Below are 23,409 nucleotides of genomic sequence, written 5' to 3' on the forward strand. Positions count from 1 at the left end.
GCCCCGATCCTAGCAGCGTCACCACGAGGCCGCGACCGGGCATAATCGCGTCATGAGCCTCCCATGTTGACCGACACCCCCGACCTGGCGCGCCTGCGCCACATCGGCTGGCGCGACGCTGCCTTGCCTGACGATCCACGCCGCCTCGCGCGCGTGGTGGCCCAGCATCGCGCCGGCTACGAGGTGCATGACGGGTCGACGGCCTTCAACGCACAGCCCGCGGGCCCGTTCCTCAAGCGGGGGCTCGACCCATCGCTGCGGCCGGCGGTGGGCGACTTCGTCTTCCTCGACCACGCTAGCCATCCGGTGATCGAAGCCGTGCTGCCGCGTCGCTCGGTGCTCACCCGCGCCGCGGCCGGCGAGCGCTACGAGCGGCAGATCATCGCCACGAACATCGACTACGTGCTGGTGCTGACCGGCCTGGACGGCGACTTCAATCCGTCGCGCATCGAGCGCTACCTCACCCTGGTGGAAGGATCGGGCGCAAGGCCGGTGGTGCTGCTGGGGAAGGCGGACACCGACGTGGACATCGACGGCGCGATCGCCGCGCTCGTTCCACGTTTGCCAACGGACGCCGCGGTTCATGCCATCAACGCGAAAGACCCCGCCACGGTCGCCCTCCTCGCGCCTTACCTCGGCCCCGGCATGAGTGCCGTGCTGGTCGGTTCGTCCGGCGCGGGCAAGTCCACGCTCACCAACACGCTGCTGGGCGAGGAGCGCATGGCCACCGGTGCGGTGCGCACGCACGACAGCCGCGGCCGCCATACCACCACCCACCGTGCGTTGCTCAGCCTGCCGTCCGGCGGCTGCCTCATCGACACGCCGGGCATGCGCGAACTGAAACTCACCGGTGAGGAAAACCTCGACCTGTTCGCCGACATCGAGGCGCTCGCCGCGCAATGCCGCTTCGCCGATTGCAGCCACGGCAACGAGCCCGGTTGCGCGATCCAGGCGGCACTCGCATCCGGGGAACTGTCGCCGCAGCGCTGGCGCAATTACCTCAAGCTGCACGACGAGCGCGAGGAGCAGGCAGCCACGCTCGAGGCGCGCCTGAAGCGCAAGGCCGGGCCCAAACCCGGCGGCAAGCCGAAGCGCGGCGGCTGGTCTCGCGACGAGGATTGATTCCTTCGTCCGACATACGCGTTCTGCGGCCGTGGCTAACGTTTCCTGCTCCAATCGCAGAGCAAGGAACGCGGCATGGTCACGACTACCCCGGCATGCGGCGCGATCGCCATGGCGATCGCCGCCGTCCTGGCGACACCTGCCTTCGCTTCATCGCATTCCGCGCGTCTTCTCGTAGAAAGCGAAACTGCTGAATCGCTCGATCCTGGCGACACCTTGCGCGCGGCGGGCCCTGGCACGATGGCCGTACACGTGGAGGCGCATGCGACGCTCGATGCCGAAGGTTCCCGTTTCCTCAACGACGGCGGCGGCACGCGCGGCCAGCGCGCATACGGCGTGTTCGTTTCGGACGGTGGCGGGCTTTCGCTCGATACCAGCGAGGTGAGGGTGAGCGGGCTCTGGGGTATCGGCGTGCAAGCACAGGGCAAGGCCCGTGTCGACCTGACGGCCACCCGCGTGGAGGTATCGGACGGGCCGGGCATTGCGATCATGGCGCGGCGCGAGAGCGAGTTCGCATTCGACGGCGCGCGCCTGCGGAGCGAAGGCCGCCACGGCACGACACTGTCTCTCGCCGGCGACTCGCGCATCTCGGCCGTGCGCAGCCACGTGCTCGCGGCGGACGGTGCGACAGCGCTCGCTATCGACAGTGGCCAGGCGAGCTTGCGCGAGAGCCTGCTCGAAGCAACGGGCGGCTACGCCATCCGCACGCCTGCGCGAGGCGAAGGCGCCGCCGTCGTCCGCCTGGAGCACTCGCGTGTCCATGGCCGGATCGAGACTGGCGCATCCGGCCTGACGATCGATGCCACCGGCGGCCGCATCGACGGCGATATCGTGCGCGGCGGCACCGGCAGCCTGGACCTGCGCTTCGTGGACGCTGCATGGCGCGGTCGGGCCGATCGATTGGGCACGCTGGCGCTTGAAAGGTCGACATGGGCACTCACGGGCGACAGCGACGTGGACTCCATTCGGCTCGAGCGTGGCGGGCACATCGATGTCGGTGGCGGGCATTCCGCCTTCGGCACACTGCGCGTCGGTTCCTGGCACGCGGACACCGGTGCCGCCGGTGTGTCCCTGGGTACCCGCCTGGACGCGGGCGGCGCACTGCGGCGACAGGCGACGGATCGCCTGCTCGTCAGTGGCGACGCCACAGGACGCACCACGCTGCATGTGTTCCATGCGGGCGGACAAGGCGCCGACACCGCCGGCCGCGGCGGCGTGAACGGGCCGCGCGACGGCATCAGTGTCGTGCAGGTTGGTGGAACGGCGGACGTCGGATCCTTCCATCTCGCTGGCGACTACGTCGCCGTGGGTCCGTGGCAATATCGGCTGCACGCCTACGGGCCGGGAGAGAGCGACCCGGCGCAACGGCTCGTCGAGGGAAACGGCGGATTCTGGGACTACCGGCTGCAAAGCGTGCGCAACGCCGCGGCGACACGCGCCGCGCTGGTGCCGCAGGTACCCGCCTATCTCGTGCTCGGCCACGCGCTGTTCGGCTATGGTCGCGCCGCCATCGAGGCGTTGCATCCCGTCGATGTCTCTCCCTCGGACGCGCCGGCCCTTCGCGTACGTGCTTTCGGCGGCGACGCCACGTACCGCAGCGGCATGCCGCACGCCGCCTACGGTATCGATTACCGCCGCGCCGATCGCGGGCTGCAGGTGGCGGGCGACCTGCTCGTTCACCGCACCGGCGATACGACGCTGCGTACCGGCGCCGCACTTTCCACGGGCACGACGCGGGCCACGCCGCGGGCCGTGGACGGTCGGAGCGACCTGCGCGCGGTGGCGCGAGGCGCCGCATGGCACGCATCGCTCGCCAGCGAAGGGGGATGGAACATCGCATCGTCGTATGCCCATACCCGCTATCGCGTCGATGTGCATACGCCATCGCGGGGACAGGTGCTGCCGCGCATGCGCGCGACCACCGACGAGGCGATGGTGTCTTCCGCGTTTCGCTGGCGGCCAGCGGCGAGCGTGCTCATCGAACCTGGCGCCTCGATCCTGTGGCAACGCCTCCGCGCCGCACGCATGCGAGACGGCGACGGCATCGACGTGTCGATGGGCACACCTCGCCGCATCACGCTCCGTGCCGGAGCCAGGGCATCCGTATCGTTCCGCCCCGAGGGTCGCATGCTTCGCGCATGGTCTCCCTATCTGGATGTTCGCTATGGCATGGCTCGCGATGCCAGCGCGCACGTGCGCTCGGGTGGACAGCGCCTTCCCACGGCGCGAGCCGGGCGTTCTGTGGCGGCCGCTGCCGGGGCCTTCTTCGAGCTGGGTTCGCGCTGGACCGCGCATGCCGACACCACGATCGACCTGGGCAGGGGAAAGGGCGCAGAGTCAGGGCGCAGCGCGCGCCTCGGGGTGGCGAAAACGTTCTAATGCGATGTAAAGGACGCTTGACATAAGCGGCAGCCTGCCCCAGGATGATGTAAAGCGAGCTTGACATGGCTCGCTCAGGCTCAATCACAGGGGTGGTCATGCGTACCGTGCACAAGCGCTACCTGCGCGAATTCTTTCCGGCGATGTTCGCCTATGTCGTCCTGATCGTCCTGTCGGTCAGCTGGTTGAAGACCCTGGAAGGCACCATGGTGCGCACGATCGTCACGCTGTTGCCGATCCTGCCTATCGCTTTTGTCATCCGGGCGATGGTGCGCGTGATCCGCGACCAGGACGAGTTCGAGCGGCGTATCGATCTCGAAGCCATCGCCATCGGCGGTGCCGTCGGCGGCTTTGGCTTCTTCACCTACGGGATGTTGCTCAATGCGAAGGTGATCGCGCCACCTTCGGCGGAATCCGTCGCGATCTGGGTACTCCCGGCGCTCATGGCCAGCTTCGGCGTGGCCAAGTGCGCGCTCCGCTGGTACTACCGCGCACGATGAACAACCGAGTCCGCGAATTGCGTACCTTGCTGGGATGGTCGCAGGCCGACCTGGGCGACAAGCTCGATGTCTCCCGGCAGACCGTCAATGCGATCGAGACAGGGAAGTACGATCCCAGCCTGCCGCTGGCCTTCAAGATCGCCAGGTTGTTCGAACTGCCTATCGAATCCATCTTCACTCCCGGGGAGCAGGCATGAAACGAATGCCACGGATCGCCATCATTGTCGTCATCCTGGCTGCCGGCTTCGCCGCGCGGCAGTGGACACGGCATGGCGGCGAAGACACCGCGACGGCCGCACCGCCCCTCGCCGCAACGAAGCCGGCACCGCCGCGCGTCTGGAAGCTGGGCTCGCTCGAACTTCGCCCCTGCGAACTCACGCAGCCACATTCCGGCCTCTCGACCGCCGCCTGGTGCGCGCCGTTCGAGGTACCGGAGGACAGGGCGCAGCCGAACGGACGCAAGCTGTCCCTTCGCCTGGCGGTGTTGCGCAGCAGCGCGCAGGTAGCCGCATCCGACATGGTCGCTTTCATTGCCGGTGGCCCGGGGCAGTCCGCGGCGGAGAGCTATCCGTCGATCGCTCCCGCGCTGGCCCCGCTGCTCGCGCATCGCCATGTGCTGTTGCTCGACCAGCGCGGCACGGGCGGATCGCATCCGCTGAGTTGCCGCGACGACGAGCCGGGCGCGCCCGGTGGCGTCGAGGACGAAAGCGGCTTCGACGCCGGGGCGGTGCGGAAGGAAACCCAGGCCTGCCTGGATCGTCTCTCGAAAGATGCCGACGTCCGCTTCTACACCACCACTGACGCTGTCGCCGATCTCGAGGACGCCCGGCGCGCGCTGGGCTCGCCACGCTTCGACCTGCTGAGTGTGTCTTACGGCACGCGCGTGGCGCAGCAATACGCCATGCGTCATCCGGATGGCCTGCGCACGCTCGTGCTCGACGGTATCGCGCCGAACAGCCTGATCCTCGGCGAGGACTTCGCGGTAAACCTAGACGCCGCGCTCAAGGCGCAGTTCGCCCGTTGCCATGCCGACGAGACCTGCCGCGCCCGTTTCAGCGATCCCTACCAGACCCTCTACCAGCTTCGCGACGCGCTGCGTGCCAATCCGCACAAGGTCAGCTTCCGCGATCCGCAGAACTACGCCTCGGTGCAGCGCGTGCTCAGCGAATACTCCCTGGCGACCGTGGTGCGGATGTTCGCGTACTCGCCGGAAACCGCGGCGCTGCTGCCGTTGTCCATCGACGCCGCCGCGCATGGCGACGTGGGCCCGTTGCTCGGCCAGGCCAAGCTGCTCACCGGCGACCTGGGCGACACCATGGACGGCGGCATGCAGTATTCGGTGATCTGTTCGGAAGACGCGGACCTGCTGCGGTCGCGGCCGGAAGACAAGGACACCATCCTCGGCGACACCATGATCGAGGCGTTCCGCACGGCCTGTTCGGTCTGGCCGCACGGCGCGCGTCCCGCGGACTTCCACCAGCCGCTGAAGAGCGACGTACCCGCGCTGCTCATGTCCGGCGAGTTCGATCCCGTGACCCCGCCGCGCTATGGCGACGAGGTTCTGAAAGGCCTGCCCAACGGGCGCCACTTCGTGCTGAAGGGGCAAGGCCACAACGTGGTGGCGCGCGGCTGCATGCCGCGCCTGCTGGACCATTTCATCGACAAGGCCGACGCGAAGGGGCTGGACGCAAGCTGTCTGGACCGCCTCGCGCCGCTGCCTGTCTTCGTCGGATTCAACGGAGCCACCCCATGATCGAGGTCAGGGATCTGCACAAGGCCTTCGGCGACGTGCGCGCCGTGAACGGCGTGAGCTTCACCGCGCGCGACGGCGAGATCACCGGGCTGCTCGGGCCCAACGGCGCCGGCAAGACCACCACGTTGCGCATGCTGTACACGCTGATGACACCCGATACGGGCCAGGTGCTCGTCGACGGCGTGGACGCCGCCGCCGATCCCCTCGCCGTGCGGCGGCAGCTCGGCGTGCTGCCGGATGCGCGCGGCCTCTACAAGCGGCTGACCGCGGCGGAGAACATCGACTACTTCGGCCGGCTGCACGGCGTGCCCGCCGGCTTGCTGCGCGAGCGTCGCGAAGCGCTGATCGACGCGCTGGAGATGCGCGACATCGCCGGCCGCCGCACCGAGGGTTTCTCGCAGGGACAGCGGGTGAAGACGGCTATCGCCCGTGCGCTGGTGCACGACCCGCGCAACGTGCTGCTGGACGAGCCGACCAACGGCCTGGACGTGATGGCTACCCGCGCGATGCGCCATTTCATGCGCCGCCTGAAGGACGAGGGCCGCTGCGTGCTGTTCTCCAGCCACATCATGCAGGAGGTGGCGGCGCTGTGCGATCGCATCGTGGTGATCGCCCACGGCCGCGTCGTGGCGGACGAGGCACCGGATGCGCTCCTGGCGCAGACGGGCGAAACCACGCTCGAGGACGCCTTCGTGAAAATCATCGGAACCGACGAGGGCCTCGCCGCATGAGCGCGTTCAGCACCGTCTACTGGAAGGAAGTGCGCGAGAACCTGCGTGACCGGCGCACGCTGATCAACGCGTTGATCACCGGTCCGCTGCTGGGGCCGGTGATGTTCATCATGCTGATGAACATCATGATCAACCAGCAGCTGGCGAAGTCGGACAGGCCGCTGTCCGTGCCCGTCATCGGGGCCGAACTGGCACCCAACCTCGTCGGCGCGCTGCGCAGCGCCGGCATCGATGCGGCGCCGGCGCTCGCCGATGCGGAAACGGCGGTGCGCGAGCAACGCGCCGACGTGGTCGTGCGCATCTCGCCCGACTACGCCACGGCGTGGAGCAAGGGTCAGGCCGTCCAGGTGGAGCTGATCTACGACTCGTCGCGGCGCGATGCATCGACCCCGATCATGCGTGTGCGCAACGCGGTCGAAGGGTACGGCAAGCGCGAGGGCGCCATGCGGCTCATCGCGCGCGGCATGTCGCCCACCACGGCGTGGCCGGTGCAGGTGGCCGAGCGCGACCAGGCCACGTCGCAGTCGCGCTCCGCGCTGATGTTCTCGTTCCTGCCTTACTTCTTCGTGCTCACCGTGTTCCTCGGCGGCATGTACCTCGCCATCGACCTCACGGCAGGCGAGCGCGAACGGCAGTCGCTGGAGCCCCTGTTCGTGAATCCGGTGTCGCGTTGGAAGATCCTCGCCGGCAAGCTCGGCGCCATCTGCAGCTTTTCGGTGGTGAGCCTGCTGCTCAGCGTGGCCGCCTTCGCCACCGCGCCCTGGTTCATTCCCACGGACAAGCTGGGCATCGCGCTCGACCTCGGCTTTCGCTTCGGGGCGCAGGTGGTGTTGCTGATGCTGCCACTGATCCTGCTGCTTGCCGCGTTGCAGTCGCTGGTATCCGCCTTCGCGAAGAGCTATCGCGAGGCACAGACCTACCTGTCGATCCTGATGATCGTGCCGGTGCTGCCCAGCGCGCTGCTTTCCGTCATTCCTGTGCGTGCCGAGCCGTGGATGTACGCGGTGCCGCTGCTGGGGCAGAACCTCGGCATCGTGCAGTTGCTGCGTGGCGACGGCGTACCCGGCTGGCAGATGGGCCTCTGCCTTGCCGGCGGTTTCGTGGCCGCGGTGCTGGCGGTGTGGGCCACCGCGTGGATGTACCGCTCGGAACGCCTGGCCATCTCGGGCTGATCTGTGGGAGCCGCTTCAGCGGCGATGGGTGCTCGCGGCAACGTTGCCCGCTGCCGCGGGATCGCCGCTGAAGCGGCTCCCACACTTACCTCGCCTCACCGCCAGCGGACATCGACACCGACGAGGAAGCTTCGCCCCGGCGCGGGTTCGTAATATCGCCCGTTCCCGTCGTTGACGATCACCGAGCCCACGACGTGCCGGTCGGCGAGGTTGTCCACGCGCGCGAACGTATTCACGCGCCAGGGACCGTCGTCGAACACGTAGCCGCCCGAAAGTCCGAACAACGCGTAGCCCGGCGCGGATTCGGTACCGAGGTCGTTCACCGACGTCGCACCCATCGCGCTCACGTCGACGCCCGCCTGCCATCCCTTCGTGGCGCCGTAACGTAGCGCGGCATAGCCGATGGAACGCGGGACGCCGGGAATGCGGGTGCCGGCCTGCACCGGGGTGTCCGGCGCGGGGCAACCCGCCGAGACGCAGGTCAGGAAGGGCGTGCGGAAGCTGGCCTGCAAATGGGTGTACGACGCGATCAGGTTCAGGCCCTTCGCCAGCTCGTCCTTGAACGACGCCTCGATGCCCTGGCGGCGCGAGCGCGCAATGTTCTGGTAGGTGGTACGGCCGCCGAGGTTTGTCGCCACGGCCAGTTCGTCGTCGCTGTCGGCGCGGAAGACGGCAAGGCCCGCCTCCATCCCTTCGGAGGGCCGCAGCTTCAGGCCGGCTTCCGCGTTGTGCGAATGCGACGGCTTGAGGTCGAAGGCAAGGCCTGGGCCGCGATCCGCCCGGTATCCCAACTCGGAGAACGTCGGCGTCTCGAAGCCGCGTCCCCAGTTCGCGTAGACGTGCATCCACGGTGCCGCGCGCCACAGCACGCCGAAGACGGGCGTCGTGGCCGAATACCGCACCGTGCCGCTGTCGTCTGGATTTCCCCGCGCGACGTAGCGGTCGCTCGAACGGAAACGGACTTCACTGTGCCGCGCACCACCCATCAGGGTCCAGTCCTCGGCCACGCGCCAGGTGGCTTGCGCGTACTGGTCGAAGTCGAACACACGGTCGATTTCGTCGCGGCGCTTCGCGCCACGCACGCCCAGCGTGTCGCCCACGAAGTTCTCGTAGCCCTGCCGATGCTGTTCCTGGTTGTCGTACGCAACACCGGCGGCCAGTTCGAACGGACGTCCTGCGAGCGTGTCGCGCCATGTCCAACGGACATCGCCTCCACCGTATTCGTTCGCCAGGTCCACCACGCCACCGGAATTGCCGGCCTGGGAGACCTGCGTGGAGACAGGGATCGACAAATACTGGGTAATGCCGCGCTGGCCGTAGTAACCCATCACACGGAGGCTGTTGGCGTCGTCGATACGCTGGTCGTAAATGAGGCCGGCCTGCTGCTGGTCCGCCGACTTGCGCGTGTCGAACGTGTTCGCCGCGCTGGCTACCTGGCGTGGGTCGGCCTTGTATTGCGCGCGCGTGAGGCCGAGCGGGTCCTGTGCATCCGGCACGTCGAGGGTGTTCACCACCAGGGTCAGCTTCGCATCGTCGTCGATCTTCCAGCCGATCTTGGCGTTGCCCGATTCCCGCCGTGCGGCGCTGTGGTCGCGGTAGCCGCTGGTCCGGAAGTGAGTGAAGTCGACGTTGTAATCGACAGGGCCATCCACGCCCCTGGCGTTCACCGAGGCCCTCAAGTTGCCGTTGCTGCCGCCGGCGACGCCGAAACGGAGTTCCGGCGGCTCGGTGCCGTCGGCGGTGAACACCTGCACGACACCGCCGGAGGCATTGCCGTAGAGCGCTGAAAATGGCCCGCGGAGCACTTCCACCCGATCGGCCGAATCCAGGTTGAAGTGCGACACCTGGCCCTGTCCGTCGGGCATGCTGGCAGGGATGCCGTCGGTGTAGAGCCGCACACCGCGGATGCCGAAGGTGGAGCGCGCCCCGAACCCGCGGATCGACACCTGCGCATCCTGGGCATAGTTCTGCCTGTCGCGCGCCACGATGCCCGGGATGGCCTGCACCCGCTCCGAGAGGTTCACGTCGAGGGAGCCGTCCGGCGGGGTGGCCGCTACGTCGATGGCGGCGGGGATGTCGTAGGGCGACTGCTCGGTGCGCGTTGCCGTTACGACAACGGGTGCCAGTCGAGCATCCTGCGCCGCGGCCGGTGCGCAAAAAAGCACGAGACAAATGGCGCCGGCCAGTGGACGGGCTTGGCTCAGGAACATGGAGGGCTTCCCTGGGGACGTGGGGCAACGATGATGCTCAAGGAAGTGTATGCGTTATCTCAAGATGGGGCGGGCCATCGTGCTAGCCTTCCCGTCCATCCCCCCATCGGAAGCGGCGTCGCCATGAAGAAGTTCATGCAGAAGTTCATCGTTGCCAACCTGGTCGGCCTCGTGGCCTCCGTCGCGGCCGTCGCGTACGACATCGACCAGCCGGCGCAGGCCACGCCGCCCGCCAGTGCCGGGCAGGTGGCATCGGCCCAGCTCCAGCAGGCGGTGGACGGCAGCTGGCGCTCGGAAAAGAACAAGGCCCGCGACCCGTACCGCCATCCGGCACAGACGCTCACCTTCTTCGGCATCCGTCCCGACATGACCGTGATCGAGATCTGGCCGTCGGGCGGCTGGTTCACCGAGATCCTCGCCCCGTTCCTCAATGCCAACGGCCAGTACATCGCCGCGGTTCCTCCGGGTTCGAAGAGCGCCGTGGCCCTGAAGAACAAGTTCGGTTTCGACCAGGCGCATTACGGCAAGGCGAAATTCGTCGAGTTCGACGACAAGAAGCCGAACCTCGGCCCCGATGGCTCCGCCGACATGGTGCTGACCTTCCGCAACGTGCACAACTGGGCGGCCGACGGCAACGCCGAAGCCATGTTCAAGGCGTTCTACAAGGTGTTGAAGCCCGGCGGCGTACTGGGCGTGGAAGACCATCGCGCCGACAAGGGCAAGACGCTCGACCAGGTGGTGAACACGGGTTACCTGCCGACGGACTACGTGATCAAGCTGGCGACCGACGCGGGCTTCAAGCTCGACGGGCAGAGCGAGGTCAACGCCAACCCGAAGGACAACCACGATCATCCGAAGGGCGTCTGGACCCTCCCACCCTCGTATGAACTGGGCGAGCAGGACAAGGCGAAGTACGCGGCCATCGGCGAATCCGACCGCATGACCCTTCGCTTCGTGAAGCCCGCCGCCGCGAAGTGATGCGAACGTCGCTGGGCCGCGTCGCGCCTTGGCGCGGCGCGGAGAGGTGTCGCTGAATGCTGGTCGCGTTGAACAAGCCCTTCGGTGTGCTGTGCCAGTTCACCGGTGAGGCCGGCCGGCGCACGCTCGCCGATGTCGTACCGCAGAAGGGCGTTTACGCGGCCGGCCGCCTCGACCAGGACAGCGAGGGGCTGTTGCTGCTGACTGACGACGGCGCGTTGCAGCACCGGCTTGCCGATCCGAAGCACAAGCAACCGAAGACGTATGTGGTGCAGGTCGAAGGCACGCCCACTGAGGAAGCCCTCGAGCGCCTGCGTCGCGGTGTACTGCTCAAGGATGGGCCGACACTGCCGGCGGGCGTCGAGGCGATCGACGAGCCCGACTGGCTATGGCCACGCGATCCGCCGGTGCGCTTCCGCAAGACGGTGCCCGACGCGTGGCTGCGTATCGTGCTGCGCGAAGGCCGGAACCGGCAGGTGCGGCGGATGACGGCAGCGGTGGGTTTGCCCACGCTGCGCCTGATCCGCGAGGCGATCGGTGAGTACCGACTGGATGGACTGGAACCGGGCGAAGTGCGGGTTATCGCCTGACCGGATCGCCGCTGAAGCGGCTCCCACACAAAGCTTGCGACTCCCCTGTGGGAGCCGCTTCAGCGGCGATCCCGCGGCAGCGGGCAAGGTGCCGGATCACCACTCGGCGACAGAACCATCCGGATGCCGCCACAGCGGATTTCGCCAATCCGCCGCGTCGCGGCTGCGTTCGATCACCAGTTCCTCGTTCACCTCGATGCCGAGGCCGGGCGCGGTGAACGGCTTCGCGTAGCCGCCATCGTCCAGCGCCAGCGCTTCCTTGTTGAGCAGGTAATCCAGCACCTCGCCGCCGCGGTTGTAGTGGATGCCCATGCTCTGTTCCTGCAGCGTGGCATTCCAGCTGACGAAGTCCACGTGCAGGCACGACGCGAGCGCGATCGGGCCGAGCGGGCAATGCGGGGCAAAGGCCACGTCGTAGGCTTCCGCCATGGCCGCGATCCGCACGCATTCGGTGATGCCGCCGGCGTGCGACAGGTCGGGCTGCACGATGGCGATGCCGCCGCGCTCAAGCACATGCTTGAACTCGAAGCGGGAGTACATGCGCTCGCCGGCCGCGAGGGGAATGGACGTCTGGGCAGCGATGCGTGGGTAATACTCGGCCTGTTCCGCGAGCACCGGCTCCTCGATGAAGAGCGGCCGGAACGGTTCCAGCTCCTTCACCAGCACCTTGGCCATGGGGGCGGAAACACGCCCGTGGAAATCGAGGCCGAACTCGATGGTGTTGCCGAAGGCCTCGCGGATTTCCGCAACGCGCGCCACGGCATCGTCCACCGCCTTGCTCGAGCCGATCATGCCCATCTCTTCGCAACCGTTCATCTTGAACGTGTCGAAGCCATGCGCGAGTCGCTCGCGGATCTGTGCGATGACGTCGGCGGGACGGTCCCCGCCCACCCAGCAATAGGTTTTCATGCGGTCGCGCACACGGCCGCCGAGCAGTTCGAACACCGGCGCGCCGAGCACCTTGCCCTTGATGTCCCACAGGGCCTGGTCGATTCCGGCCATGGCGCTCATGAATACGGCGCCCCCGCGATAGAAGCCACCGCGGTACATGGTCTGCCAGAGGTCGTTGATGCGGGAGGGATCCTTGCCGATCACGTATTCGGATAACTCGTGCACCGCCGCCTCCACGGTGCGCGCGCGGCCTTCGATCACGGGCTCGCCCCAGCCGACGACGCCCTCGTCGGTCTCCATCTTCAGGAACATCCAGCGAGGCGGGACGCGGTAGGTGGTGATGCGGGTGATCTTCATGCTTATACCGAGCGATAGGCTTTGACGAAGGCCTGCGCACGCTCACGCGTGCGCGATACGGGCTGTCCCGCTTTATACAGGTCGCCGCCCAGCCCTGCACCGATGCAGCCAGCGTCGAGGAACTGGCCGATGTTCTCTGGCGTGACGCCGCCGACCGCCAGCAGGGGTACGTCGGGCGGCAGGACGGCGCGGATTGCCTTCACGTAGCCCGGCCCCCACTGCGACGCCGGGAACAGCTTCAGCGATTGCGCTCCTGCCGCGAGGGCCGCGAAGGCCTCGCTGGGTGTGGTGAATCCGATGGAGGTGTACATGTCGCGCTGGCGGCCGCGGCGGATCACGGCTGCGTCGGTATTCGGTGTGACCAACAGGTGCCCTCCGAGGTCGGCCACGGCGTCCACGGCCTCCGGGGTGAGCACGGTGCCGGCACCGACCAGGGCACGGTCGCCGGCCGCCTCGAGCGCCAGCGGGATGCTGCGCTGCCAGTCGGGCGAGTTGAGCGGTACCTCGATCGCGTCGAATCCGGCTTCGAGCAGCGCCTCGACATGGGCGACCACCTCGTCCGGCGTGATGCCGCGGAGGATGGCGATGAGGGGTAGGGCGGTCGGCCAGGCCATGGCATTCACTCGTGGTAGAGCTGGGAACGGCCGCCATCGATACGGATGTCGGCAGCGTTGATGTAGCGGGCTTCGTCGGAAGCGAGGAAGAGCGCGGTATACGCGATTTCCTCCGGTTCGCCGATGCGCTTGTTCGGCAGGATTTCCGTCTGCTTCCGCCGTTCGGCCTCGGGGTCCGGCGCGGCGGCGAAGCCGGCCTCGGCGATCGCGGTCAGCACGAGGCCGGGCGAAATCGAGTTCACCCGGATGCCGCGTGCGGCGTATTCGATACCGAGCGCCTTGGTCAGGCCGATCAGTCCATGCTTGGCGACCGGATAGGGGAAGCAGTGCGGGATGATCTTGTGCCCGTGCACCGAGGCGATGTTCACGATGCTGCCGCGGCCGAGCGCGAGCATGCCCGGCAAGACGGCCTTCGCGCAGTTCCAGGCGCCTTTCAGGTCTACCTCGAAGCAGCGCGTCCATTCCTCGTCGCTCAGCGACAGTGGATCGTTGAACACGTTGATGCCGGCGTTGTTCACCAGCACGTCGGGTGGTCCGAACCGTTCGTTGGCCGCGGCCACCATGCGTTCGATGGCGTCGGGACGGGTGACGTCCGCTTCGAAGAGCATGGCCTCGTCGGTGTCGAGGCTGGCCAGCGTCTGGCGGGCTTGCGCATTGTCCTCCAGCACGTTGAGGACGATCTTTGCGCCGTGCGCGGCGAACAACCGCGCCGTGGCCGCGCCGATGCCCTGGGTGGCGCCGGTGACGATGGCCACCTTGCCGGCGAGGCGGGGAAGGGGCGTGGTGCGCGGATCGGGACGCTGGCTCATGCCTTCACTCCGTGGCCGTAGCGAGCTTCCGGCAGGCCGCGGCCGCGCGGTGGCGTGCCGATGAAGATGGCACCGTTGGCGGGGTTTTCCTTAAGGAACTCGTCGTCGAGACCCTTGTGCGCCGAGGTGACCACCATGCGCTCGAGTTCGCGGCCCGCGAAGCTGACGCAACTCGGCTGCTTCGCAGGCAGGTCGATCACCGTGTCGACCTTGCCGTCCGGCGCGTACCGGACGACGCGCGAGCCGCCCCACTGCGTGTTCCAGAGGAAGCCCTCGGCGTCCACGGTAGAGCCGTCCGGTTCCAGGCCTTCAGGCAACTCGGCGAACACCCGGATGCGGTCCACCTCGCCGGTGGCGGCATCGTAGTCGCAGGCCATGATCTGGGCCGTCGGGGAATCGGTGAAATACATCGTCTCGCCGTCGGGGCTGAAGCAGATGCTGTTCGTGATCGCCGCCTTGGGCAGGGCGAGCCGGCCGAGCTTGCCGTCGTGCGTATAGCGCCAGAAAGAGGCCGTCTTTTCCGGCCCCCTTTCGTTGAGCGTGCCGAAGATGAAGTTGCCCCCGCGGTCGCAGCGGCCGTCGTTGGCACGCATGCCGGTAAGGTCGGGCTCGATGTCCTCGAGCACGTGCACCGTGCCGTCGCGCGTGTCGTAGCGTGCCAGCTGCTTTTCCAGTGCCAGCAGCAGCACGCCGGGCACGTGGGTCAGCGCGAAGCAGCACAGGCGCGCGGGAAGGCTGGCTTCGGACACCGCGCCCGTGGCGGGATCATAGGCGTGCAGCCGCGAGGTGGCGATGTCGGTCCAGCGCACGAGGTTGGCGTGGTCGTCCCAGATCACGCCTTCAGCGTGGGCCTGGCGTTGCGGCGAAATCGGCTTGAATGCGGTCATCAACGGGATTGCCTGCGGTTCTTGAGCTGGTCCACGAGCACCGCGATCAGCAGGATCGCGCCGCGCACGAGGTATTGGTAGAAGGCGTCGATGTTCATGAGGCTCATCGCATTCTGCACGGTGCCCATGATGAGGACGCCGACGAGCACGCCGCTGATGGTCGCACGGCCGCCCATGAGCGACACGCCGCCCAGCACGCAGGCGGAGATCACGTTGAGTTCGAAACCTTCGCCGGCATTCGGTTGCCCACTGGTCATGCGCGAGGCCAGGATCACGCCGGCCACCGCGGCCACGAGGCCCTGGATCAGGAAGATGGCGATGCGCACGCGATCCACGGCGACACCGGCCAGGCGTGCCGCGTCGGGATTGCCGCCGATGGCGAGGGTGTTGCGACCGTAGACGGTCTTGTTGAGCAGCACGCCGAAGACGACGAAACACGCCAGGGTGATCCACACCGGCACGGGAAGGCCGAGGAACTGCGAACTGCCGAGGGTGAAGAAGGCCTCGCTGCTGACGCCGACGGCCTGGCCATGGGAGGCGATGAACGCCAGGCCGCGGACGATTTCCATCGTGGCCAGCGTGGTGATCAGCGCGTTGATCTTCAGCTTCGCGATGACCACGCCGTTCACGAAGCCCACCAGCGCGCCCGCGACGATGGCCGCGGCGATACCGATCGTCACGCTGCCGGTGGCGTTCGACACAATGGCGCAGAACACGCCGGCGAAGGCGACGGTGGAACCCACGGAAAGGTCGAAGTCGCGCGAAGCCAGGCAGAACATCATGGTGCAGGCGACCATGCCAATCTGCGACACGGACAGGGCCAGGCCCACCACGTTGTCCCACGAGAAGAAGTACCGCACCGTCATGCTCAGCACGGCGAACAGCACGATGAAGATGCCGATCAGGCTGTAGTCGTCGACGAGCTGCCAGAGCACGGCCCGGCGACGGTCGCGTGGCGTCTCGCGAGTCGCGGCGATGGCGGCGGCGTTGGACTCGGTCATGGGTCAGGCGTTCCTTGGAAGGGTGGTTCCCGCGCTTTCGGGCAGCGCGGCGGCGAGGACGTTCTGCTCGTTGGCCGAGGCGCGATCGAACTGCGCGGTGATGCGGCCGTGGCACATGGTGATGACGCGATCGGAGACGCCCAGCACTTCCGGCAGCTCGCTGGAGATCATCACCACGGCGACGCCGCGGTCGGCGAGTTCGTAGAGCACGTTGTAGATTTCGTTCTTGGCGCCCACGTCGATGCCCCGGGTGGGTTCGTCGACGATGAGTACCCGCAGGTCTTTCTCGGCGAGCCAGCGCGAGAGCACGGCCTTCTGCTGGTTGCCACCCGAAAGCAGGCGGATCTCTTGCCGGCGGTGCGGGGTGCGGATGCGCAGGCGCTCGATGAAGCTGTCGGCGGTACGCGCCTCGATGCGGTCGTTCACGAAGAGCCCGGCCGTGAGGTGATTCCGGCGCGCGCTGATGTTGATGTTCTCCGACACGGAGCGCACGCCGATGATGCCTTCTTCCTTGCGGTCCTCGGGACAGAAGACGAGGCCGTGGCGGATCGAGTCGCGAATACGCGACGGCTTGACGGGCTTCCCGTCGACGCGCACGTCGCCGGCGGTACGCCGATCGGCGCCGTACACCACGCGCATGATTTCGGACCGGCCGGCGCCGACCAGGCCGAAGAAACCGACGATCTCACCGGCGCGCACGTCGAAGTTCATGGGCACCGGCAACGCGCGGCCGGTCACGCCGGCGACCGAGAGGCGCACCTCTCCCTGCGCGCGTGGACGGTAACCGAAGATGTCGCTGATCTCGCGGCCCACCATGCGCTGCACGAGCGTGTCGCGCGTGACGCCCTCCAGCGTGTCGAAGTCGGCCACCTTGCGGCCGTCGCGGAAGATGGTGGCGGCATCGCACAGTTCGAAAATCTCGTCCATGCGATGCGAGATGTAGATCATCGCCTTGCCCTGCGCGCGCAGGTCGCGGACGAGGCGGAACAGCACGTCGGTCTCGCGGTGCGACAGGGAGCTGGTGGGTTCGTCCAGTGCGAGGATCTTCGCATCGCGCAGGATCGCCTTCACGATCTCCACCATCTGCCGCTGGCCGATGGACAGCTGCTTCAGCTTGGCGCGCGGATCGAGATCGACGCCCAGTGCGTCCAGCCGCTCGCGGGTCCAGGCGAGCGCGCGGCGGCGGTCCACGAGGCCGAAGCGGGTGGGAAGGCGCCCGAGCAGCAGGTTCTCCATCACCGAAAGCTCCGGCACGTACTGGAGCTCCTGGTGGATCACCGCCACGCCGGCGTCGATGGCATCGGCGGCCTTGCGGAAGTGCATGACCTGGCCGTCGATGGCCACTTCGCCCTCGTCGGGAATGTATTCCCCGCCGAGGATCTTCATCATCGTGGACTTGCCCGCGCCGTTCTCGCCGAGCAGGCCGTGCACACTGCCGGCACGTACCTGGAACCCGACGTCGCCGAGCGCACGCACGCCGGGAAAGGTCTTCCCGATGTGGCGGAACTCGAGGCGCGGCGCATCGGCCATCGTCAAAGTCCCATTTCCTTGCGGATCTCGTCTGCATTGGCGCGAGTGATCAGGCGGCCGGTGGTGAGCGTGAGCGCCGGCGGCGCCTTGTCGTTCTTGATCCACTCGAACATGTTCAGCGAGGTTTCGTAACCGTGGCGCTTCGGGCTGATGAGCACGCTGCCGAAGAAACCGGTGGCCTGGGCCTTGGAGAATTCGTTGAGGGCCGACTTGCTGCCGCCGATGCCGACGCCGATGACGTTGTCGGCCGAGAAGCCGCGGCCCTCGGCCGCGCGCACGGCGCCGAGCACCGCCTCGTCGTTGAGGCCGAAGGCCACCCAGTGCTTGTAGTCCGGGTGCTGCGTGATGGCGATGTTCGCCGCGTTGAAGGAATTTTCGGTGTCCGTTTTCGCCTGCGGCGCGTTGACCACGTTGTCCTTCGGGAAGCCGGCCGCCGTAAGCGCGGCCACCGCGCCCTCGGTGCGCTCGCGGGCCGTGGGAAGCTGGTCGTAGGAGACGCGCAGCGCGCCGGTTTCTTCCGGCTTCCAGCCGCGCTTCTTCATTTCGTCGGCGATCGCCTGACCGACCTGCTCGCCGATCTTCGAGGCGGAAATGCCCATATGCGGCACGGTTTCGATGGGATTGCCGGCGCCGTCGACGAGACGGTCGTCCACCGTCATCAGCTTCAGGCCGTCGGCCTTCGCCTTCGCGACGATGGAGGGGCCGAGCTTCACGTCGGGCGTGCAGATGATGAAGCCCTGCGCGTGCTGTGCCTTGAGGTTGTCGATGGTAGTGAGCACCTGGCCGCCGTCGGGCGCGCCGATCTTCACCAGGGTGAAGCCCTTCTCCTTCGCCGCCTGCTCCGCGTACTTCCACTCGTCCTGGAACCAGGGTTCCTCGGGCTGCTTCACCACGAAGCCGATCTTCACCTCGTCGTTCGGTGCCGCGGAGCAGCCGGAAAGGGCGAGCGCCAGCGCGAGCGCCTTCAGACCGTTGGCGATGTTCATCTTCATGTGCTGCTCCTCGTGAAACGCATGGAATTACCCGACCAGCCCGCGCCTGCGCGCCACGGCGATGACGCCATGTCCCGCGAGATCGCGCTGTTCGTCGTCGCCCAGCACCGTGACGGTGCCGGAAAAGAAATCGTCGCCTTCGACCAGCCGGGCGATCGCCTCGCGCAGTATCGGCTTGCCGCTGACCACGAAACGCGTGCCCGGACTCATCCGGATCGCGCTGGAATTCTTGAGGGTGAGAAGGTCCGAGCCGAGCACAGCGCCCAGGAGGAAGTTGGCGCGCGCATTGGCGTCGTACACCGCGAACTGGTCGAGGATGCGCACGCTGAAGCAGGCTCGGCCCAGGCCGATCTTCCTGGCCGAGGCGGCACCCGCGAGCAGCATTTCGGCATCGATGCGTTGCGCGAAGCCTTCCTTCAGGGAGCTGGCGAGGATCGTGTCGTGCGAGATCACGTGCAGCAGTTCGCCGGCGAGGGTCGTGACGCAGCCTTCGATCCGGCGCTCGGCGTCGATGCTGACGAACTTGGAATGCGAACCCGGCAGCACGATGACCGTGGGCTCGTCGAGCCCCAGCCGTTCCACCAGCGCGAAGGATTCCACTTCCTCGCCGCGCATCATGTCCATGGCCTCGCAGTTGTGCAGGCCGATGTGCTCCACGGCGTTGCGCACGCCCGGCACGAACCAGATCGGATCGCGCCAGACGTTGGGCAGGTGGCTCTCGCGCATGGCGCCGGCGAGGTCGTCGATGTCGATGGCGGCCACCACGTGCGGGATCTCGCACAGGCCCATGTTGGAAGTGATCATGCCGGACGCGAGGGCCCGGCCGATGTCGGCCTCGTCGAGGTTCGCCGTGGCGAGCGCTTCGGCGATCGTCTCGCGAACCCCTTCCTCGAGGCGAGCCTTGCTTCCGGTGATGGCGGTATCGCGTACGCCGACCTGCCGTGCCGCCTGTCCGATGATGGCGCCGTCCTGCCACACGCTGACGCGCGTATTGGTCGTGCCGGTGTCGATGGTGAGGATATTCATCGGGGATCCGCTCTGGGTCGCCAGGGATTCTTGGCGTGGCGTTCGGACGCAGGCAAACTAGAAGTTCTTCGGGCCTTCCCCAAATTTTTCTTGATGACCTTGCAATGAAGCGCTCGCTACCCCTCAACGCCGTGCGCGTGTTCGAGCTTGCAGCGCAGCATTCGAGCTTTACGAAAGCGGCCGAAGAACTGTCGCTGACACCCGCCGCAGTCAGTGCGCAAGTCAAATTGCTGGAGTCGTACCTCGGCACGCCGCTCTTCGTGCGGCGCAACAATCGGCTGAAGCTGACGGCGGCCGGAGAAAATTATTTCCCACGCATCCGGGACGCTTTTCGTGCGCTGCAGCAAGCCACGGACCAGATACTGGGCCAGCGCACCGCCTCGCTGAAGGTCCTGGTGCCTCCGACATTCGGAACGAAATGGCTTGTGCCCCGGCTGTTCCGCTTCTTCGCGAAGCATCCGGACATCGCCGTCGAGGTCGTCACGGACGGTGGGGATGGCGGCTGGGACCTGGCGGTGGACGATCGGCTGGCCGAAGGGATGGAGCAGTCGATCCTCGCGGTCAGCCGCTACACACCGGTCTGCTCGCCCGGCATGGCCGGGCAGTTGCGCGGCCCCGAGGACCTCCCCACCCAGATGCTGCTGCACGAACGCCCTGGCCGCCGCGCCGCGCTCGCGGTCGGCTGGGACCAGTGGTTCGAGCGCGCGGGTGTGAGCCCCGGCCCCATCTCCCGCGAAATGGGTTTCGGCGACGGCACGATGATGTTGCAGGCGGCCATCGAGGGACAAGGCGTGGCCCTGGCGCAGGAACTGCTGGTGGCTTACGACCTCGCCGCAGGGCGTCTCGTCGAACCGTTCCGGCTCGAAGTGCCTTTGCAGCACACCTACTACCTCGCCGTTTCGCGCGACGTCGAGTCGCAGGAGGAAACGGAATTGTTCGCCGCTTGGCTGGTTGCCGAATTAGGCGACGCCCATTAGAGACGCCGGACCCCGCTGCCGCGAGGCCGACAAGTAGCCGCCCCTTTTTTCGCAACGTAAAAACGGCGGAGGTGCGTGCATCGCGCACAATCACAAGAGAATGGTTTTCCGATCGACCCATTGCAGATCATGGCGGCCGAGGCATAGCTTTAAGCTGCCTGGGAATGCTCTGAACAAGTCGCCCTGGCGTGAGTCAAATTCGCTGCTGGGTATGGCTGGTACATTGGGGTTGGGTCGTACGCATGTAGGGAAATGTCTTGCCCATGGAGCTTTACCTTAATGGAGAGTCGCTATGAATCAGCAAATCGCAGATTGTCCGACAGAAATGGTTCCCTATTCGTCGTCCGCGTATTCGACAAACTCCTTTTCATTCGCTCAGACATATGCATTGTTCATGTTTGTCGAATTCGAATTCAAACTACCCTCCATCGTGTCCCTGATCGCGCCCCAAGTATGGTTGATCGGAAGCCAGCCTCGTTATGTCTTACCGCGACATGACTTGATGTATTCGAAGCTGAAAGTGGGCCCCGGTGAGCGTTTTGTCCTTTCAGGAATTGTCTATCTGGACGAAGCGCTGCCTACTCACGACAGGGTCGCTGTCAGGCCGCAGGTGCCCGGGGGCCCGGTAGTACCTGGGGGTTGGTACGATGCTACGTCGGAAGTTCCAATCTACCGGTACCGGCTCCAGTGCATCAGCGCTTTGGCGCCTGATGGCGAGGCATTCCATACCTCCCCGGCCTGATGCATCTACAGCCGGGGGAACCGAGGTAAGGGCGTCTCAGCAGTCGCCCTCGGATTTCTTCCTTCGCCACCAGATCACGCCGAGCGCCACGACAGCGGCAACAATGGCCAGCCACACGCCGGTCTGGCCGCGGTGGATCCACATGGCCAGCCATTCGTGGTTGTGCGCGCCGAAGTAGCCCAGGTAGACCCATATCGGCACGCTGATCGCGGCGGCGAGGCCGTCCAGGAGCAGAAAGCGGAAGAAGCCCACGCGGTGGGTGGCGCCGGCGGTGATGAACACGGCGGTGCGCATGCCGGGCAGGAAGCGCGCCACGAACATCATGCGGTTGCCGTAGCGCTCGAACTTCTCCTGCACCTTGGCGTAGCGCTCCGGTGTGAGCAGTCGCGCGACGAGGCGCCAGCTCATGATGCGCGCGCCGAAATGGCGGCCCAGGAGGAACATCGTGGAATCGCCTACCAGCACGCCGGCCATGCCCACGCCGACCATGGTGTGCACGTCGCCGTAGCCCAGGCCGGTGATGATGCCGCCCGCGACCAGGCTGATGTCCTCGGGGAGGGGGATGCCGGCGCCGCACAGCATCAGGGCGAAGAAGACGGCGAGGTAGCCGTTCCTTCCAAAGAAATCGACGAGGTCGTTGAGCAGGTCCATCAGTGGCGCACGAATCCGGCCCGGGCCGGTCCCTTGGAGGTACGAAGGCGGGATGATCCCATGGATCGCGTTATGCCAGCGATGCGGCGCATCATTCGCCGTCCGCCGGGGCGGGCGCGGCCCGGGCGGCCAAGAGCACGCGCAGTTCGGCCTTCTCGGTGTCGTCCAGCACGCCTTCGCGGCTTCGGGCGATCAGGTACTCGCGACGCTGCATGGTGACCTGGCGCTGCATCTGGGCCAGGGCGTCGAGGAATTCCACGCGCTGCATCTCCGCCTCGCCGATCACCTCCGCCTGCATCAGCTTCTGCAGCGACGGGTACTCGGGCCGATCGAGGAAGTGCTCGACGAGCACGGCGGGATTGATGCCCGGGCGTGCCCTGGCTACGTCGATCAGCTCGGCCAGCAGGTCGACCCCCGGCCGGTCCAGGCGCAGGAAGGGGTAGGGTGGTTCGACTTCGTCCGCAAGCTCGGGCTGGGCCAGGAGTAGCGTGATGGCGCTGCGGACGAGGCTGCGCTGCACGTTCGCCGGCCGGGCCTGCGGGCGGCGCGCTGCCGCCTCCGGTTCGGCTTCGAGCACCGCGCGCGCTCCCGTCCGGCGCTGGAGTTCCTGCGCCATGAGGTCGCGGAAGGCCCCGTCCGGCAGTTTCGCGATGAGCGGGCGGGCCCGCTCGGCGAGGCGCGCCTTGCCGTCGATGCGGCTGGTGTCGACGTCGCGGCCGAGTTCCTCGAAGAAGTACTCGGACATCGGCATGGCGTTCTTCATGCGCTGCTCGAAGCCGTCCTTGCCTTCCTTTCGCACCAGCGTATCCGGATCCTCGCCGTCGGGCAGGAAGAGGAAGTGTGCCTGGCGGCCGTCCCGCATGCGCGGCAGGATCGATTCCAGCGCGCGCCATGCCGCCTGCCTGCCGGCGCGGTCGCCGTCGAAGCAGAAGTAGACGTCGGGCGCGGCGCGGAACAGTACCTCGGCGTGTTCGGGCGTGGTCGCGGTGCCCAGGGTCGCCACGGCGATCGGCAAGCCCGCCTGGTGCAGCGCGATGACGTCCATGTAGCCCTCCACCACCATGATCCGGGTGAGGTGCTGGTGGGCCTGCTTCACCTGCCACAGGGCGAACAGCTCGCGCCCCTTGTGGAAGAGGGAGGTTTCCGGCGAATTGAGGTACTTGGGGCTCTGTTCCGATGAAAGCACGCGGCCGCCGAAGGCGATGACGCGGCCGCGCCGGTCGAGGATCGGGAACATCACCCGTTCGCGGAACCGGTCGTAGCGGTTGCCTCGCTCGTTGCTGGCGACCATGCCGGCTTCGTTCAACAGCTGGCGCCGCCGGTCGGTGGTGCCCAGCGCCTTCATCACGCCGTCGAACCCGGCCGGTGCCCAGCCGATGCGGAAGCGCTTCACGATGTCGTCGTCGAGGCCCCGGCGATCGATGTAGGCGCGGGCTTCGGGGCTGTTGCCCAGTTCGCGCTGGTAGAACGAGGCGGCTTCGTCGAGGAGGGTATAGA

Annotated in this window: 21 protein-coding genes; 10 read left to right on the top strand and 11 right to left on the bottom strand. The window is 67.0% G+C overall.

Translation table 11 applies throughout. The annotated features are described in order from the left end of the window. Window positions 1–66: 66 nt before the first annotated feature. From rsgA to ACPYOD_RS10410, 7 genes are all read left to right on the top strand, one after another. Entirely contained in the window at window positions 67–1,122 is a 1,056-nt protein-coding gene (gene rsgA / locus ACPYOD_RS10380; protein WP_481301686.1) for a ribosome small subunit-dependent GTPase A, read from the top strand. Between the two features lie 75 nt (window positions 1,123–1,197). Continuing rightward, window positions 1,198–3,501 carry an autotransporter outer membrane beta-barrel domain-containing protein gene (locus ACPYOD_RS10385; RefSeq protein WP_481301662.1) on the top strand — a complete coding sequence of 768 codons (2,304 nt, stop codon included), beginning with the start codon at window positions 1,198–1,200 and terminating at the stop codon, window positions 3,499–3,501. A gap of 98 nt (window positions 3,502–3,599) precedes the next feature. Then, window positions 3,600–4,001, top strand: a complete 402-nt coding sequence (locus ACPYOD_RS10390) for a hypothetical protein (RefSeq protein WP_481301663.1) — start codon at window positions 3,600–3,602, stop codon at window positions 3,999–4,001. Next, window positions 3,998–4,198 (top strand): helix-turn-helix transcriptional regulator, encoded by a 201-nt coding sequence (locus ACPYOD_RS10395; RefSeq protein ID WP_481301664.1) that lies wholly within the window; start codon window positions 3,998–4,000, stop codon window positions 4,196–4,198. The genes ACPYOD_RS10390 and ACPYOD_RS10395 overlap by 4 nt, the downstream gene beginning before the upstream one ends. Further along, window positions 4,195–5,754: an alpha/beta hydrolase gene (locus ACPYOD_RS10400; protein ID WP_481301665.1), complete on the top strand. Its 1,560-nt coding sequence runs from the start codon at window positions 4,195–4,197 to the stop codon at window positions 5,752–5,754. The genes ACPYOD_RS10395 and ACPYOD_RS10400 overlap by 4 nt, the downstream gene beginning before the upstream one ends. Further along, a complete protein-coding gene (locus ACPYOD_RS10405; protein ID WP_481301666.1) occupies window positions 5,751–6,485 on the top strand; it encodes an ABC transporter ATP-binding protein in 735 nt (244 codons plus the stop codon). Before ACPYOD_RS10400 ends, ACPYOD_RS10405 begins: the two co-directional genes overlap by 4 nt. Continuing rightward, window positions 6,482–7,657: an ABC transporter permease gene (locus ACPYOD_RS10410; protein WP_481301667.1), complete on the top strand. Its 1,176-nt coding sequence runs from the start codon at window positions 6,482–6,484 to the stop codon at window positions 7,655–7,657. The genes ACPYOD_RS10405 and ACPYOD_RS10410 overlap by 4 nt, the downstream gene beginning before the upstream one ends. Before the next feature lie 95 nt (window positions 7,658–7,752). Here the strand turns inward: ACPYOD_RS10410 and ACPYOD_RS10415 are convergent, their stop codons facing one another. Further along, a complete protein-coding gene (locus tag ACPYOD_RS10415; protein WP_481301668.1) occupies window positions 7,753–9,867 on the bottom strand; it encodes a TonB-dependent receptor family protein in 2,115 nt (704 codons plus the stop codon). Window positions 9,868–9,990: 123 nt separating this feature from the next. Here ACPYOD_RS10415 and ACPYOD_RS10420 point away from each other — a divergent pair, with 123 nt between their 5' ends. Together ACPYOD_RS10420 and ACPYOD_RS10425 are read left to right on the top strand one after the other, a co-directional pair. Then, entirely contained in the window at window positions 9,991–10,845 is an 855-nt protein-coding gene (locus ACPYOD_RS10420; RefSeq protein WP_481301669.1) for a class I SAM-dependent methyltransferase, read from the top strand. A 56-nt stretch (window positions 10,846–10,901) separates the two neighbouring features. Continuing rightward, the gene (locus ACPYOD_RS10425) at window positions 10,902–11,435 is read left to right on the top strand and encodes a pseudouridine synthase (RefSeq protein ID WP_481301670.1); all 534 of its coding nucleotides are present in this window, start codon (window positions 10,902–10,904) and stop codon (window positions 11,433–11,435) included. A gap of 96 nt (window positions 11,436–11,531) precedes the next feature. On the opposite strand, the gene dgoD is transcribed toward ACPYOD_RS10425, so the two are convergent. From dgoD to ACPYOD_RS10465, 8 genes are read right to left on the bottom strand one after another with little or no spacing between them, the layout of a single operon-like run. Then, window positions 11,532–12,683: a galactonate dehydratase gene (dgoD, locus tag ACPYOD_RS10430; protein ID WP_481301671.1), complete on the bottom strand. Its 1,152-nt coding sequence runs from the start codon at window positions 12,681–12,683 to the stop codon at window positions 11,532–11,534. 2 nt (window positions 12,684–12,685) lie between these two features. Further along, complete coding sequence (locus tag ACPYOD_RS10435; protein ID WP_481301672.1) at window positions 12,686–13,297, bottom strand: 2-dehydro-3-deoxy-6-phosphogalactonate aldolase; 612 nt, start codon at window positions 13,295–13,297, stop codon at window positions 12,686–12,688. Window positions 13,298–13,302: 5 nt separating this feature from the next. After that, window positions 13,303–14,106, bottom strand: a complete 804-nt coding sequence (locus ACPYOD_RS10440; RefSeq protein ID WP_481301673.1) for an SDR family oxidoreductase — start codon at window positions 14,104–14,106, stop codon at window positions 13,303–13,305. After that, complete coding sequence (locus ACPYOD_RS10445) at window positions 14,103–14,993, bottom strand: SMP-30/gluconolactonase/LRE family protein (RefSeq protein WP_481301674.1); 891 nt, start codon at window positions 14,991–14,993, stop codon at window positions 14,103–14,105. The genes ACPYOD_RS10440 and ACPYOD_RS10445 overlap by 4 nt, the downstream gene beginning before the upstream one ends. After that, window positions 14,993–15,994 carry an L-arabinose ABC transporter permease AraH gene (gene araH / locus ACPYOD_RS10450; protein ID WP_481301675.1) on the bottom strand — a complete coding sequence of 334 codons (1,002 nt, stop codon included), beginning with the start codon at window positions 15,992–15,994 and terminating at the stop codon, window positions 14,993–14,995. Before araH ends, ACPYOD_RS10445 begins: the two co-directional genes overlap by 1 nt. 3 nt (window positions 15,995–15,997) lie before the next feature. Continuing rightward, entirely contained in the window at window positions 15,998–17,524 is a 1,527-nt protein-coding gene (araG, locus tag ACPYOD_RS10455) for an L-arabinose ABC transporter ATP-binding protein AraG (RefSeq protein ID WP_481301676.1), read from the bottom strand. A 2-nt stretch (window positions 17,525–17,526) separates the two neighbouring features. After that, a complete protein-coding gene (locus ACPYOD_RS10460) occupies window positions 17,527–18,516 on the bottom strand; it encodes an arabinose ABC transporter substrate-binding protein (RefSeq protein ID WP_481301677.1) in 990 nt (329 codons plus the stop codon). Between the two features lie 27 nt (window positions 18,517–18,543). Then, window positions 18,544–19,542, bottom strand: a complete 999-nt coding sequence (locus ACPYOD_RS10465) for a 2-dehydro-3-deoxygalactonokinase (RefSeq protein ID WP_481301678.1) — start codon at window positions 19,540–19,542, stop codon at window positions 18,544–18,546. A gap of 35 nt (window positions 19,543–19,577) precedes the next feature. Here ACPYOD_RS10465 and ACPYOD_RS10470 point away from each other — a divergent pair, with 35 nt between their 5' ends. Beyond that, on the top strand, window positions 19,578–20,519 hold the full coding sequence (locus ACPYOD_RS10470) for a LysR substrate-binding domain-containing protein (protein ID WP_481301679.1): 942 nt from the start codon (window positions 19,578–19,580) through the stop codon (window positions 20,517–20,519). 778 nt (window positions 20,520–21,297) lie between these two features. Here ACPYOD_RS10470 and ACPYOD_RS10475 read toward each other — a convergent pair. Next, a complete protein-coding gene (locus ACPYOD_RS10475) occupies window positions 21,298–21,912 on the bottom strand; it encodes a DedA family protein (protein ID WP_481301680.1) in 615 nt (204 codons plus the stop codon). A gap of 91 nt (window positions 21,913–22,003) precedes the next feature. Then, on the bottom strand, window positions 22,004–23,409 hold a 1,406-nt coding region (dnaG, locus tag ACPYOD_RS10480), incomplete at its 5' end, for a DNA primase (protein WP_481301681.1).

Source organism: Luteibacter sp. HAY1-4A, from assembly GCF_056755355.1.

Coding starts and splice junctions, on each gene's coding strand:
- ACPYOD_RS10385 (WP_481301662.1), top strand. CDS start 1,198: ATGGTCACGACTACCCCGGCATGCGGCGCGATCGCCATGGCGATCGCC.
- ACPYOD_RS10390 (WP_481301663.1), top strand. CDS start 3,600: ATGCGTACCGTGCACAAGCGCTACCTGCGCGAATTCTTTCCGGCGATG.
- ACPYOD_RS10395 (WP_481301664.1), top strand. CDS start 3,998: ATGAACAACCGAGTCCGCGAATTGCGTACCTTGCTGGGATGGTCGCAG.
- ACPYOD_RS10400 (WP_481301665.1), top strand. CDS start 4,195: ATGAAACGAATGCCACGGATCGCCATCATTGTCGTCATCCTGGCTGCC.
- ACPYOD_RS10405 (WP_481301666.1), top strand. CDS start 5,751: ATGATCGAGGTCAGGGATCTGCACAAGGCCTTCGGCGACGTGCGCGCC.
- ACPYOD_RS10410 (WP_481301667.1), top strand. CDS start 6,482: ATGAGCGCGTTCAGCACCGTCTACTGGAAGGAAGTGCGCGAGAACCTG.
- ACPYOD_RS10415 (WP_481301668.1), bottom strand. CDS start 9,867: ATGTTCCTGAGCCAAGCCCGTCCACTGGCCGGCGCCATTTGTCTCGTG.
- ACPYOD_RS10420 (WP_481301669.1), top strand. CDS start 9,991: ATGAAGAAGTTCATGCAGAAGTTCATCGTTGCCAACCTGGTCGGCCTC.
- ACPYOD_RS10425 (WP_481301670.1), top strand. CDS start 10,902: ATGCTGGTCGCGTTGAACAAGCCCTTCGGTGTGCTGTGCCAGTTCACC.
- dgoD (WP_481301671.1), bottom strand. CDS start 12,683: ATGAAGATCACCCGCATCACCACCTACCGCGTCCCGCCTCGCTGGATG.
- ACPYOD_RS10435 (WP_481301672.1), bottom strand. CDS start 13,297: ATGGCCTGGCCGACCGCCCTACCCCTCATCGCCATCCTCCGCGGCATC.
- ACPYOD_RS10440 (WP_481301673.1), bottom strand. CDS start 14,106: ATGAGCCAGCGTCCCGATCCGCGCACCACGCCCCTTCCCCGCCTCGCC.
- ACPYOD_RS10445 (WP_481301674.1), bottom strand. CDS start 14,993: ATGACCGCATTCAAGCCGATTTCGCCGCAACGCCAGGCCCACGCTGAA.
- araH (WP_481301675.1), bottom strand. CDS start 15,994: ATGACCGAGTCCAACGCCGCCGCCATCGCCGCGACTCGCGAGACGCCA.
- araG (WP_481301676.1), bottom strand. CDS start 17,524: ATGGCCGATGCGCCGCGCCTCGAGTTCCGCCACATCGGGAAGACCTTT.
- ACPYOD_RS10460 (WP_481301677.1), bottom strand. CDS start 18,516: ATGAAGATGAACATCGCCAACGGTCTGAAGGCGCTCGCGCTGGCGCTC.
- ACPYOD_RS10465 (WP_481301678.1), bottom strand. CDS start 19,542: ATGAATATCCTCACCATCGACACCGGCACGACCAATACGCGCGTCAGC.
- ACPYOD_RS10475 (WP_481301680.1), bottom strand. CDS start 21,912: ATGGACCTGCTCAACGACCTCGTCGATTTCTTTGGAAGGAACGGCTAC.